This window comes from Microbacterium sp. W1-4-2, assembly GCF_058349885.2.
Genome location: NZ_JBYRJC020000002.1, coordinates 1 through 12,669, shown reverse-complemented (window position 1 = coordinate 12,669; position 12,669 = coordinate 1). Strand labels below are relative to the sequence as shown.

Here is a 12,669-nt window from a genome sequence, read left to right as displayed (position 1 = left end):
CGTGGTGGGGTTCGGATGCGCGGACGATGCGTCCGATCAGTCGGCAAGAGGCACAGGAGCAGCTAGGGAGTCTTTTCGATGGTGAATGACATGCCACTGGTCGAGCGCGCGGTCCGGCGCGCCGGGACAGGAGCGCTCACGATGCAGAGTGTGCTGTGGGTGTTCGCGGCGTCCACCGTGTACGTGCCCAGCGGCGCCGATCCCGGTGCCGACCGGTCGGGGCTGCGCCCGGTCTACTTCGACAACGCGGGGAACCGGATGCTGGCGGTGTACACGTCGGCGGCCGCTGCCGAAGCCGTCGCCGAGATCGCACCCTTCCTGGTGACCTTCTCGGGCGAGGAGCTGCTGTCGACGATGCCCGCCTCGGACGGCCTGGTCGTCAACCCCGGCACGCCGCTGGGGTTCGACGTGGCGCCTGAAGGGCTGGAGCAGCTGCGCAGCGAGCTCGTCAGCCGTTAGGGCCGCGCTCTTCCCACACGTCCTCGACGCCGGCGGCGTAGCCCTGGTCGTACGCCTCGTCGGTGCCGAGCCGGAACATGTCGCGCTCCGGCGGCCGGATGATCGAGGCGGCTCCGGGCAGGTCGAGCTCACCGACCAGGTCGGCACGGCCGCGCACGATCGCGACGGGCAGACCCGCGGCCTTTCCCTTGACGAGCTCTGCGGCCGAAGCCAGCTCATCGGCCACGCACGGCTGGGTGACCGTGAGCTGTCGGCCGACGGCATCCGTCTTCCCTCGCAGGTCGTCGAACACCAGCAGGCCCGCCGCGCCGATCGCCGCGTCCGTCTGCCCTTCGCGCCAGGCACGGCCCAGGGTGTCCGAGACGATGACGCCGACCTCGACGCCGAGCCGCTCGCGCAGCCCCGCCGCGATCGCGCGAGCCGAGGCATCCGGATCCCTCGGCAGCAGCAGCACGGTGCCCGGGGCCGTGTTCGACGCGTCGACCCCGGCGGCGGCCGCCACGATGCCCAGCCGGTTCTCGACGATGCGGGTCGTGTGTCCCGTGTCGGAGGTGCGGGATGCCACGACCCGCACCGTCTCGGCGGTGATGGCGTCTTCGCGGTCGTCCGCCGCGACCGCCCGGCCCTCGGCCTTCGAGACGATCTTGGACGTGACCACGACGATGTCGCCGTCGCGCAGCGACCCTGCGGCGGCGTCGGCGACGATCGCGACGATGTCCGCGCCGGCTGTGATCTCGGGGATGCCCTCCAAGGGCCAGATCTGCAGCACGGTCAGCGCACGAATCGGACCTCGGTGAGCTGTTCGCCCAGGAACGGCTCGGTGTGGCTGGCGCCGTCGAGCGCGAATCCGTTGCGCTCGTAGAAGCGGTGCGCGCGGGGATTGACGCTGGCCACCCACAGGTAGAGCGGTTCGCCTTCGTCGACGGCGGCATCGAACAGCTGCTTGCCGATGCCGGTGCCGTGGTACTTGGCCAGCAGATAGATGAAGTACAGCTCGCGGTTGCGCGGGGCGTCCTTGTCGCGGGCGGGGCCGGAGCCGACGAAGCCGACGATCTCGCCGTCGACCAGCGCGGCGCTCATCTTGAACTCGGGGCCCTGCACGGCCCAGTGCGTCCACAGCTCGGCGAGGCGCTTGGGCGAGACGCTCTCGAGCGCCGCCTTGCTGATCAGGTGGTCGTAGGTCTCGTGCCAGCAGGCCGCGTGCACTCTGCCGAGGGCTTCGGCATCCACGTCACGGACCGGACGGACGACGATGTCAGTCTGCAGTTGGGCATTCATGGGCCAGACTCTACGCGGCCGGTGCGCTGGGAGGAAATCGGCGGGTGAACGGGGGACCGCGCATCCTCCGCACGGGTTCGTTTCGGTTGAAGCCAGAGGGACGCTTCGCGAGTACTGAGCATCGTTCGGTCCGCCTCGGCCCGTGCGTCTCGGCGAAGAAGCCGTCGAGGCGGGGTTGGGTGATTCGCTCTCAGCATAGAAGATAGATACGCGGATAGACCATGCGCCCCTTCATGGATCCGTCAATCAGCGCGTCATCCACAGAACGTCACGCAGCCAGATGGCCCACATCGATGTCGGAGGTGGGTGCGACAATAGAAACTATGAACGAGACGTCGCATGTCATGTCGCATGTCATTGAGAGCGTGCGAGACCAGCTCGCCGCCCTGGCGTCCGACGCGTTCACGAACACCGGGCTGCACGTTGCGAGCGACGCAGACCTGCTGGACGCGGTGCGTGCAGTCGGCGACCTGCACCGGCTGGTCGAGGCGCTCCTGGTCGACGGGGTCGCCGAGATCGCCGGGCGGTCGCGGCAGATGGACCGCGGCGAGCGGCTGTCGACGAGGATGGGCTGCCACAACGTGAACGAACTCGTGCAGCGGCTCACCCGGTGTGCGTCGCAGACAGCGTCGCGGCTCGAGAGGGCCGGCCGAGCGACCGCTGTGGACTGGAACCCGTTGACCGGCGAGGCGCAGCCGGCGAAGCTGCCTGCCATGCGTGACGCTTTCCGTGACGGCGAGGTCGGACTCGATGGTGTCGTCGCCGTGGCCACGCCGCTGCTGGGCATGGGCGATCGCGCCGAGCGCTCGCAGGTGCTGGCGGCAGACGAGGCGATCGCGGCGTTCGCGCGAGGCGGCGGGGCGGACGACGCGCCGCCGGCGTGCGCCGAACTGCTGAAGGTGCAGGCCACGGTCTGGGCGTGCGCCCTCGATCAGGACGGCGACGAGCCTCGCGATCGCGACACGGCTGAGGGCCGATCCTTCGTGATGGGCAGAGCGCGCCCCGACAATCTGCGGCCGTTCCGGGGACTGGCCGAGCCGGAGCTCGCCGCCCAACTGCAGCGGATCTTCGACTCGGTCAACTCGCCCTACGTGAACAGCGGCGTGCGATTCACTGAAACACCGGACGAGAGCGGCGCGGGTGCGGCCGGCGATGCGGGGACGGAGGATGCCGATGCCGACCTCGCCTGGATCGATCAGCGCACACGCGCACAGAAGCAGTACGACGCGTTGGCGGCGGCGCTGTTCGCCGCCGCCCGATCGGGCGAGCTTCCGACACTGGGCGGGGCTGCGCCGACGCTGCTCGTGACGGTGAACGCCGAAGACCTCGCACGTGGTGCCGGCTGGGCATTCCTCGAAGGCATCGAGCAGCCCGTCTCGATCAACACGGCGGCGCACACCGCGTGTGCCGGTGTGCTGCAGCGGGTGATCCTCGGCGGCGACGGCCAGATCGTCGAACTCGGCAGCCCTGAGCGGACGTTCACCGCGCACCAGCGCAAGGCGATCACGCTCAGAGACGGCGGATGCATCATCCCGGGGTGCGGCGTCCCGGCCGCATGGTGCGAGGTCCATCATGTGATCGATCATGCGCGTGGCGGGCCGACGAACATCGACAACGGAGTGCTTCTGTGCTGGGGCCATCATCGATTCGTCGATACCGGTCCATGGGAGATCCGGATGCGCGACGGCGTGCCCGAGATCCGAGGGCCCGCGTGGTTCGACCGCGAACGGCGGTGGCGACGCGTGACGAAATCGAAGACCCGGCTGCTGCGGGCGCTGCGCGCCTCGGCGTAGGAGCGCCGTGGGCCGTGAGCCGTGGCCCGAGTCGACCGGGCGAGCGGGTAACATCGCCCGTCGTGAACGTGATCTGGCGGACGCTCCTGGTGCACCTGCAAGCGCGGCGGCGCGCACGACGTGGGAACGGGCTGCCGGCGACGGGCGTCAGCACGATCCGGCTCACGACACTGCCGACCGACATCGACATCCTCATGCATATGAACAACGGCCGCTACCTGTCGCTGTTCGACCTCGGCCGGTGGGACCTGCTGGTGCGCACCGGACTGTGGGATGCGATGCGGACGAACGGCTGGTACGCGGTCGTGGCCAGCGAGACCGTCACGTTCCGCAAGTCGCTGCGGCTCTGGCAGCGCTTCGACGTCGAGTCGCGGTTCATGGGCCACGACGACCGTTCCCTGTACATGGAGCACCGTGCCGTGGTCGACGGCGAGATCTACGCGCGCGCCATCGTGCGCGCGCGCGTGCTGCGCCGCACCGGCGACCTGCTGCCGCACGACGAGCTGTTCGCGGCGACGGGGCGCCCCGACGGGGTGCCCGACGTCGAGCCGTGGGTGCACGACTGGGCCGAGGCATCCCGTCTGCCGTCCACCAGGAGGCCCGCGCCGAGCGTCTGGGATTGATCCGGTCGCATGCACGGCCGCACGAGCGCAGAATGGGCCGTGGAGGCCGATGATGCGCGCAGTGCGATTCGAGACGTACGGCTCCGAGGACGTCCTCGACGTCGTGGAGGTCGGCAAGCCCGCTCCCCGGGCCGGAGAGGTCGTGGTGGCGGTCCGGGCCGCAGGGATCAACCCCGGTGAGATCGGCATCCGCGAGGGCAGGATGCACGAGCGGTGGCCCGCGACCTTTCCCGAGGGCGAGGGCAGCGACTTCGCCGGCGTGGTGGATGCCGCAGGCATCGGCGTGACCGCGTTCGCGACCGGCGCCGACGTGATCGGCTTCACGAACGGCCGCGCGAGCCATGCCGAGTATGTGCGGGTGCCGGTGAGTCAGGTCGTGCCGAAGCCGGCGGCCGTGTCGTGGGATGCCGGGGGCGCGCTGTTCGTCGCCGGCACGACCGCATACGCCCTGGTCGAGACGGGCGGCATCGGCTCCCGCGACGTGGTCGTGGTCTCGTCGGCGGCCGGAGGGGTCGGATCGCTGACGGTGCAGTGGGCGCGCCGGGCGGGGGCGACGGTGATCGGGCTGGCTTCGCCGGCCAATCACGATTGGCTGCGCGGGCACGACGTCGTCCCGGTGGACTACGCCGGCGACGGCCTGGCCGACCGGGTGCGCGCGGCGGCGGGCTCCCGAGCCGTCACCGCTCTGCTCGACACGCACGGCGGCGGCTACGTGCAGCTCGGGCTCGAGCTCGGCGTGCCCGCCGGACGGATCTCGACGATCGCGGACTTCGGGGCGGGCCGGGTGGGAGCCCGGGTCGTGTCGCACTCGGTCGCCGCGAACGGCGCCGTCCTCACCGAGCTCGCGGATGCGATCGCGGATGGCCGGCTCGAGGTGCCGATCGCCGCGCGCTTCCCGCTCGACGAGGTGCGCGATGCGTACCGGCTGCAGGCATCCGGTCATGTGCACGGCAAGATCGTGCTGATCCCCTGATCGTGAAACCTGAGCCCGGGGCCCCGCGTCACTCCACGGGAGCCCGATCGTCGCCGTAGAGTCCGCGCCCGACGAGGTCTCGGCCCTCGGCGGCCTGCATGCGCCGCCGTCGCAGCATGCTCGCCGTGCCGACCGCGCCGAGTGCGGCCAGGGCGATCACTGCCACGACCGAGGTGATGGCCCAGGCCTCGGCGTTCATCGGCGGCTTGTCGTCGACGTGCACCGGTGCCGCAGAGGCCTGCTCGGCGGGTGGGTCGTCGCCCGCGCCGGGGAACGGGCTCTTCGGTCCGCGGATGCCCGACCCGGGCGCCAGGGTCAGGGCGCTGTACGGCTGGACGACGCCCCATCCCGACACGTCGTCGCGCGCGTCGGGGTCGGCCCGGCGCGCGGTCGCCTCGAGCCGGTACACCCACTGCACCGGGGTCTCGCCGCGATGGGCGGCGGCGAGAAGGGCGGCCGCGGCCGACACATACGGCGCGGCGTAGCTGCTGTAGGGCTTGTCGGCCCCGAAGATGCAGTCGCCGCCGGCGGGACTGACCGACAGCACGTTCTGCCCGGGAGCGCTGAGCATCACGTGCGGACCGTGGATGCTGTCGTTCGTCACGGTGCCCTCGGCCCCGGTGGCTGCGACGCCGATCGCGCCCGTGTCGGCGGCGGGGTAACGCGGCCCGTCACGGTCGCTGGAAGAGATCGAGACGGTCTGATCGCGGTTGCCGGCGCTGGCCACGACGAGGCTGCCGCGCCCGGCGGCATACGCGACGGCGTCGGCCAGGGAGCGATCGGGCGTGGTGGTGCTCATCGAAACGTTGATGATCTGCGCGCCGTGGTCGACGGCGTAGCGGATGCCGCGCACCAGCAGCGCGAGGTTCGGGCCGAAGCCGGCCTTGACGTCCTGGTCGTCGACGCTGCGGTAGACGCGCACCGGCAGGATCTTCGCCTTCGGCGCGAGCCCCACGACCCCGGAACCGTCGATCCGGCGCGCGGCGATCTGGCCCGCGATGGCGGTGCCGTGGCCGTACAGGTCGGTGCGGCCGGTGGCGTCCGCCTTGTCCTTCACGAGATTCACGCCCTTGAGCACGGCGTCCCGCAGATGCGGGTTCGAGGCATCCACCCCCGAATCCACGACGGCCACGACGATGCCCGATCCCTGCGACAGCGCCCATGCCTGCTGCGCCTGCAGCGTCTGGAAGGCGGGCGGCGTCTCGGTGAACCGCGTGTCGGCGGTGCACCGGCCCGAATCGGCCATCGGGGCGAGCATGGGCGGATGCGCGGAGGCGGGCATCGTGACGGCGGCGGATGCCGGAGCCGCGGCGATCATCGCCGCCGCCGCCACCGCTGCCGCACCGGTCAGCAGGCGAGCGGGGAGCGCGCGTCGGCCTCGGGATCTCATCCGGTCGGAGACTTTCCGGCGGCTGCGCTCGACAGCGCGGGGCCCGAGGGGATCAGCGCGGTCCACCCGGCGCCGACGGCGCCGACATCGTCGGACGGCGAGTAGCCGAGGCGCGCGACGGTCTCGCTCGTGGCGCCGGGCAGCGCGAACGCGGTGCCGGTGCCGTCGATGAGCGTCAGCATCCGGCTGCTGTCCTTGCCTGCCTCGGCCCGCACCAGCGCGCCGGTCCCGGGTGCGATGTGCACGCCGGCGGTCGCCTCGGTCGACATCGGCTGCGCGGCCAGCACGGTGCGCGGCTGCGAACCCGTGTGGGTGAGCAGCGCGCAGGCGCGCTGGTCGCCGGGCAGTGCCGTGAAGCCCTCGCGCGGCCAGTCCGCGCCACCGGCGGGCGTGCTCGCGGTCGGCAGGCCGCTGACCTGCGCCGCCGAGACCTCGGTCGGCGCGTGCACGCTCGGGCCGTTGCCGAGCTGGTAGAGCTGCCAGGCCAGGGGACTGAGCGTCGCCAGCTCGCCGTCCGGCGTGATGAGGAAGCGCTCGTCCTCGGCGGTCTGCGCGATGTGCACGACCTCGCCGGTGACGAGCTTCGACCCCGCCACGGGCGTGCTCTGCGGCACGTCGAGCGGGGCGAGCGTCGTCCCCAGCGCGAACAGGTTCGTCCACGACGCCGGTGCGGGATTCGGCGCTGATGAGGTGATGCCCGCGGCACGCAGGACCGCGTCGCTGTTGGAGCGAGCGACCGGAAAGCGCGTGTCGCCGGCGATGACGAACAGGCCGCCGCCGGTCGAGACGACCTCGGCGGCGTCGGTGGCCCGGGCGTCCGGGGTCGCGGCGATGCGCGTGGACAGCTGCTGGTCGCCGATGAGGCACGTCGTCCAGCCGTCGTCGATCAGGGCGGACGGGGCCGGCAGCGCGTCCGGTGCGCCCACGATGCCCAGCGTCGACCCGAGCGGCAGGCCGTCGAGCTCGCTCTGGCCGGTCGCGATCACCTCGAACGAGGCGGCGGGGATCAGCAGCCGTGCGCTGGTGGTGTTCACGACCGGATGCAGCGTGCCGTCGACGGTGACGTACCGGGCGCCGCTGTCTTTCGCGAGCACCAGACGCCCGTTCTGCCACCCGTTGGGCAGACCGGGCTGGAACAGGCCCCAGAACACGCCCACGCCGATCAGCGCGACCGACAGCGCGATCGCGGCGATCACCGCGCGCATGGGCTTGGCCGGCTCGAGCTCTTTGCCGCCCGGTGCTCCGCTGACGAACGCGGTGAGCAGTCGGCGCTGCGAGAAGCTCTGCGCCTGGATCAGGTCGCCTTTGGTGGCCATGCCGTCAGACCAGCCCCGCCGCGATGACACCGACGGGCAGGAGCGTGGCGAGGATGACCAGCTCGGCGACGTCGGCCAGCCGGCTCAGGCGCATGCGCACCACGGGTGCGATGAGGGTCACGGTCACGGTCACGGTGACGACGGTGGCCACAGTCGCCACCGTCAGCAGCAGGGTCTGCAGTCCCGGCTGCGCGATCGCGGTCACGATCCCGGTCAGGCCGAGGCCCACGGTCGCGAGCGCCATGATGGCCAACACGTGGCTGCGGGCGTAGACCTGGCGGGCGGGGAACATCGTGCCGATGAACGCCAGCGCGCACAGCGCGCTGCCGGCGGGGCCCGAGGCGGCCAGCAGCGGGGTGGCGATCAGCAGGCAGGCGCCCAGCCCGAGGCGCGAGACGAGCAGGGCCCGTGCGGCGGCCGCGGTGCGGCGCTTCACGTCCTCGCCGTCGATCGGCACGGGGTCGGCGAACATCTCGGCATCGCTGTGCGGCGAGAACACCCGCAGCCGGGTGGAGCTGAGCACGAGCCACGGCAGCGCGTTCGACGCGGTGGCCGCGACAGCGGTCATCAGCGCGTACACGGTCACGGCATGGGCGGGCGCGAGGGCGGTGATGCCGCCGGTCGCCCCGATCACGCCGCCGGCGATCACGACGCCGAGGGCGATCTCGCGGCGCTCGGGCATGAGGGCCAGGACCGCCAGGCCCGCCACGAACGCGGCGACGCCCGCCGTGGCCAGCCCGGCGCCCCAGGGCGCCGGGCCGCCGATCGCGAGGTAGCCGGCGACGGCGGCGAACACGCCGGCCGCGATGCCCATCGCGTGACCCGCCGTGGCCTGGCCGAGACGGGCGATCACCGTGCCCACGACGATCAGCAGCACCGATCCGAGGGCGGCGATGAGGGCGCCGATTCGCAGTGCGGGACCGGCGGCCAGCAGCACCACGGCGCACACGCCCAGCAGCGTCAGGCTCGCGCCGATCGCCGTGCGCACGCCGTCCTGCGGCGTCCACGGCCGGTGCTGTCCTTCGGTGGCGTCGATGACGGCTTCGACGATGTCGTCGTAGACCCGCGGCTGGGCGACCAGTCCTCCGCGGGCGAGGGTCAGCACCTCACCGTCCTGCACCCCCTGTGCGGCGGCAGTGCCGCTCGCATCGAGCACCTGCCCGTCGGCGCGCCGCAGCTCGTAGCCGGTGTGGGTCATGGTGGCGTCGAGCAGGCCGAGATTGCGGGCGAAGCCCGGCATGAGTTCGATCAGGGGCAGCTGCGCCGGGATGCCGACATCCAGCCGTCGTCCTTCGCCGAGCACCGAGATGCGCACCAGCGCGCGCGTGGCGCTCACCGTCTGACTCATCGGGCCAGTCTAACGAGGGGGGTTCGGGCGGCCCCATGGGGAATTGTCCCCATGGGGCCGCGGACGAGGATGTGGTTACCTGGTTGCGGTCGTTGCGGGAGTGCTTCGACGGATCTCGGTGATGTGGAGGGTGTGATGGCTGATCTGATTTCGGCTGAAGAGGGTGCGCTTGCGCGGGGCGCTCAGGCGGTGAACGAGGCGAAGTCCGGTATTGACCAGCAGGTGAAGTTCGTGCGTGGCGAGATCGAGCAGGTCTCGGGTTTCTGGACCGGCGCCGCTGCCGGTTCGTTCGCGCAGCTGATGGCTCGGTGGGACGAGGAGACCCGCAAGCTGAACAACGTGCTGGTCACGTTGGAGGATGCGCTGCGGGGGACCGAGCGTGACCAGGCTGCGACGGAGGAGTCGCACCAGCAGACGATTTCGGGCCTCGGCTCGATGATGGGCGCTTGAGCGCTCACGGGTGAGAGAGAGGTATTGAGATGCAGTCGATGTCGGTGAAGCCGGAGCAGGTCACGGCGCTGTCGGGTCAGATTCGTACGGGTGCCCAGGGCATCAAGTCGCAGTTGGACACGCTGGAGTCCGAGGTGGGCAAGCTGCGGGCGTCGTGGGATGGTGCCGCGCAGGCGGCGTACGACGACGCGCAGCGCAAGTGGACGCAGTCGCTGCAGGCGCTGAACGAGCTGCTGCAGCAGATCTCGGTGAAGACGGACCAGATCTCGCAGGGCTACGTGTCGCAGGACAACTCCTCGGCGGGCCGTTTCACCAGCTGACGCGAGTGATCGGATGTCGTGGCCCGGAACACCCGGGCCACGACGACTGCATGTGAAGGAGAGCGGATCACGATGATCCCGGGCATGATCGGCATCGACGGCGAGACCCTGATCAACGTCAACGCGCTGCTGATGAAGGAGCACGACGGCTTGCCGACGCGCGACGAGGCGAGCGATGTCGTGGGTACCACCCAGGAGCACGCGACGGCGGCGTTCATGAACCGTCTGACCAAGATCGCGGACCAGCTCGGCGACCACACGAACGTCGTGCGCGTCACCGTCGCCGATCACGTCGAGATCATGAAGAAGGCGGCGAGCTCCATGCAGGACAACGACGACCACAACGCCGACTGGGTCAAGAACCAGGACACGATGTTCAAAGATGTCGCCTCGTCCACCTCGAAGAAGGACGTCACGGACGCGGAGAAGACCGTGGAGTCCGAGAACACGGGGACGCCGGGGACGCAGGGCACGCCGGCCTCCACGGCGGCGACCACGTCGACGACGACGGCCGTGAAGCCGAACACCGGAGACATGTGATGGCGCCACGGCGGCGCCGCGCCGGTCGCATCGCCGCGGCATGCGCTGCAGCGGCGGCGTTGGCCCTGGTGCCCGCGCTGTCGGCGCAGGCGGCGGATGACGGGTCGAACTGGTGGTACGACGGCTTCCATGTCGCGCAGGTGCAGGCCCAGGGCTGGACGGGCGCAGGAGTGAAGGTCGCGGTGCTCGACAACCAGATCAACCCGGATCTTCCCGTGTTCGAAGGGACGCACCTGACGGTGAGCGATGACGCTCTCTGCAAGGGCGGCAAGGTCCAGGTCAAGGGCGCGGACGTATCGGATGCCGCCAGCCACGGATCGGATGTCACCGCGCTGCTGATCGGCAACGGCAAGGGCAAGGGGCAGGTGCGGGGCATCGCTCCGGGCGCGGACGTCACCTTCTACGGCGAGGGGATCTCGGGCGGCATCTGCAATCCGGCCGGCGAGTTCGACGGGCGCACTCCCGTGGGCGAGGCGATCCACCGGGCCGTGGCCGGTGGGGCGCGGATCATCTCGACGTCTCTGGGATGGGACTACGCGACACCGGCGGATGACGAGGCGGTTGCCGAGGCCCTCGCGGCCGGCGTGGTGATCATCGTGGCCACGCCGAACTCCGCGAACGAGGCGGATCAGAAGTGGGCGTGGTCGTACAACGGCGTGGTCTCGGTGAACGCGTTCGATCAGAGCGGGCGGATCCAGGAGGATCAGCAGATTCCGGGCAAGCGGATCGGCTGGAAGGAGACGACGGTCATCGCGCCGGGCGTGGACTTCCCGTCGGTCGACTGGCGGAGCGGGTCGTGGGTGATCTCCGGGTCGAGCCTGGCCGCGCCGCTCGCGGCGGGGATCGTCGCGGTGACCGCGCAGAAGTACCCGAAGGCAACCGGCGACCAGTTGATCCAGTCGCTGATCCACAACACCGGGGTGAAGGATCACAAGCTGTCGCGTGACGGCGCGGCCGGCTACGGTGCGGTGTCGCTGCGGCACATGCTGGACGTGGATCCGGCCGTCTATCCCGATGTGAATCCGTTGATGGACAAGTCGTCGGGCCGTCCGACGGCGGCGCAGGTGACCGCGGCCGCGGCATCCCCCACCCCGACGCCGACGAAGACGACGCGGGCGGCGACGCCCGGTGCGCTGCCGTCCAGCGACGGGGGGTCGCTCGCGCCCCTGCTGGTGGGCGGCGGCGTCCTGCTGGTGCTCATCGTGGCCGCGGCGATCGTGATCGTCGTGGTCATGGCGAATCGGAAGAAGAGCAAGAGCGTGGGAGGTGCAGTGTGACCGGCATCTGGGAGGACCGACTCAACAACATCGCGTACGGGCTGACGTTCGGCATGCCGAACGCCGATCGGCTCATCGCGAAGATGGACGATCTGAGGGACGTGCTGGTCAAGGCCGCGCGCGAGCCCGGTGCGACCGGGCGGACCGGCGACGCCGCCGCCGACAACCTGAAGGCGGCGGCCACGCGCGCCCAGGCCATCGCAGAGACCACGAAGATCGTCAAGGCCAAGGTCGAACAGGCGGCAGAAGTGCAGTATGCCGCGCAGACGGCGTACCTCGACCTGCCCGACGCGGAATTGAGCGCGGCCACCACGAACCGCATCAACGGCACCGCCGACGGCGATGCGGTCACCGTCGAAGAAGTCGGCATGTGCATGATCAAGAACGCGAACACGCTGACGAACGTCAAAGCGGCGCTCGCGGCGAACCGGGAGAGCGCCGCGAAGGCGGCCGTCGAGAAGGCCAGCGACGACCTCGACGCGATCAGCTTTCCGCCCGAGATCGCCACGCACGACGGCAAGCGGCCGGGCGGCGGCGGCAGCATCCCCGGCAGCGGGTACCCTTCGCCCTCCGGCTCGTCGCAGCCGAGGAGCTTCTCGTACTACCCCGACGCCGGCGGCTCCAGCGGGGGCAGCTCGGCCGGGATCGGCTCCGGCGGCTCGTCCATCGATTGGGGCCCCGGAAGCTATCCGGTCGGCCCTGGCGGCGGATCGCCCTACCCGGGCGGCGGCTACGACGGTGGGGGGCTGACGCCGAACGGCCCGGGCGCGGGCGGCACCACGTGGGGTGGCGGCGGCACCGGAGCCGGTGGCGACGCGGGATCGGGCCTGCTCGGCGCAGCCGCGGGAGGCGGTGCCGCGGGCGGCGGTGCCGCGCTCGGCGGCGCGGTCCTCCTCGGCGGT

13 protein-coding genes and 1 pseudogene are annotated in these 12,669 nt (G+C 71.1%); 9 read left to right on the top strand and 5 right to left on the bottom strand.

What is annotated here, in order from left to right:
• Positions 1 to 90 precede the first annotated feature (90 nt).
• On the top strand, positions 91 to 459 hold the full coding sequence (locus tag AC3RX0_RS07855; protein ID WP_491505420.1) for an SseB family protein: 369 nt from the start codon (positions 91 to 93) through the stop codon (positions 457 to 459).
• Here AC3RX0_RS07855 and AC3RX0_RS07850 read toward each other — a convergent pair.
• Positions 449 to 1,228 carry a coenzyme F420-0:L-glutamate ligase gene (locus tag AC3RX0_RS07850; protein ID WP_491505419.1) on the bottom strand — a complete coding sequence of 260 codons (780 nt, stop codon included), beginning with the start codon at positions 1,226 to 1,228 and terminating at the stop codon, positions 449 to 451. The two genes, AC3RX0_RS07855 and AC3RX0_RS07850, sit on opposite strands and share 11 nt — an antisense overlap.
• 2 nt (positions 1,229 to 1,230) lie before the next feature.
• Positions 1,231 to 1,737, bottom strand: coding sequence for a GNAT family N-acetyltransferase (locus AC3RX0_RS07845; RefSeq protein WP_491505418.1), 507 nt, complete (start codon positions 1,735 to 1,737; stop codon positions 1,231 to 1,233).
• A gap of 344 nt (positions 1,738 to 2,081) precedes the next feature.
• On the opposite strand from AC3RX0_RS07845, the gene AC3RX0_RS07840 reads away from it, so the two are divergent.
• The 3 genes from AC3RX0_RS07840 to AC3RX0_RS07830 all read left to right on the top strand — a co-directional run bounded on the left by AC3RX0_RS07840 (position 2,082) and on the right by AC3RX0_RS07830 (position 5,126).
• Positions 2,082 to 3,530: an HNH endonuclease signature motif containing protein gene (locus tag AC3RX0_RS07840; RefSeq protein ID WP_491505417.1), complete on the top strand. Its 1,449-nt coding sequence runs from the start codon at positions 2,082 to 2,084 to the stop codon at positions 3,528 to 3,530.
• 62 nt (positions 3,531 to 3,592) lie between these two features.
• Positions 3,593 to 4,153: an acyl-CoA thioesterase gene (locus tag AC3RX0_RS07835; RefSeq protein ID WP_491505416.1), complete on the top strand. Its 561-nt coding sequence runs from the start codon at positions 3,593 to 3,595 to the stop codon at positions 4,151 to 4,153.
• Positions 4,154 to 4,214: 61 nt separating this feature from the next.
• Positions 4,215 to 5,126, top strand: coding sequence for an NADP-dependent oxidoreductase (locus AC3RX0_RS07830; RefSeq protein ID WP_491505415.1), 912 nt, complete (start codon positions 4,215 to 4,217; stop codon positions 5,124 to 5,126).
• Between the two features lie 28 nt (positions 5,127 to 5,154).
• Here the strand turns inward: AC3RX0_RS07830 and AC3RX0_RS07825 are convergent, their stop codons facing one another.
• From AC3RX0_RS07825 to AC3RX0_RS07815, 3 genes are read right to left on the bottom strand one after another with little or no spacing between them, the layout of a single operon-like run.
• Positions 5,155 to 6,516 carry a S8 family serine peptidase gene (locus AC3RX0_RS07825; protein WP_491505414.1) on the bottom strand — a complete coding sequence of 454 codons (1,362 nt, stop codon included), beginning with the start codon at positions 6,514 to 6,516 and terminating at the stop codon, positions 5,155 to 5,157.
• Positions 6,513 to 7,832 (bottom strand): type VII secretion protein EccB, encoded by a 1,320-nt coding sequence (gene eccB / locus AC3RX0_RS07820; protein ID WP_491505413.1) that lies wholly within the window; start codon positions 7,830 to 7,832, stop codon positions 6,513 to 6,515. The genes AC3RX0_RS07825 and eccB overlap by 4 nt, the downstream gene beginning before the upstream one ends.
• Before the next feature lie 4 nt (positions 7,833 to 7,836).
• Positions 7,837 to 9,180, bottom strand: a complete 1,344-nt coding sequence (locus AC3RX0_RS07815; protein WP_491505412.1) for an EsaB/YukD family protein — start codon at positions 9,178 to 9,180, stop codon at positions 7,837 to 7,839.
• A gap of 135 nt (positions 9,181 to 9,315) precedes the next feature.
• Here AC3RX0_RS07815 and AC3RX0_RS07810 point away from each other — a divergent pair, with 135 nt between their 5' ends.
• From AC3RX0_RS07810 to AC3RX0_RS07790, 5 genes and pseudogenes are all read left to right on the top strand, one after another.
• Positions 9,316 to 9,630: a WXG100 family type VII secretion target gene (locus AC3RX0_RS07810; protein WP_491505411.1), complete on the top strand. Its 315-nt coding sequence runs from the start codon at positions 9,316 to 9,318 to the stop codon at positions 9,628 to 9,630.
• Positions 9,631 to 9,668: 38 nt separating this feature from the next.
• Entirely contained in the window at positions 9,669 to 9,950 is a 282-nt protein-coding gene (locus AC3RX0_RS07805; RefSeq protein WP_491505410.1) for a WXG100 family type VII secretion target, read from the top strand.
• Positions 9,951 to 10,034: 84 nt separating this feature from the next.
• Entirely contained in the window at positions 10,035 to 10,490 is a 456-nt protein-coding gene (locus tag AC3RX0_RS07800) for a hypothetical protein (RefSeq protein ID WP_491505409.1), read from the top strand.
• Positions 10,490 to 11,767 (top strand): S8 family peptidase, encoded by a 1,278-nt coding sequence (locus AC3RX0_RS07795; protein WP_491505408.1) that lies wholly within the window; start codon positions 10,490 to 10,492, stop codon positions 11,765 to 11,767. The genes AC3RX0_RS07800 and AC3RX0_RS07795 overlap by 1 nt, the downstream gene beginning before the upstream one ends.
• Positions 11,764 to 12,669 (top strand): annotated as a pseudogene (locus tag AC3RX0_RS07790) (hypothetical protein); the annotation flags it as partial. The gene AC3RX0_RS07795 and the pseudogene AC3RX0_RS07790, both read left to right, overlap by 4 nt.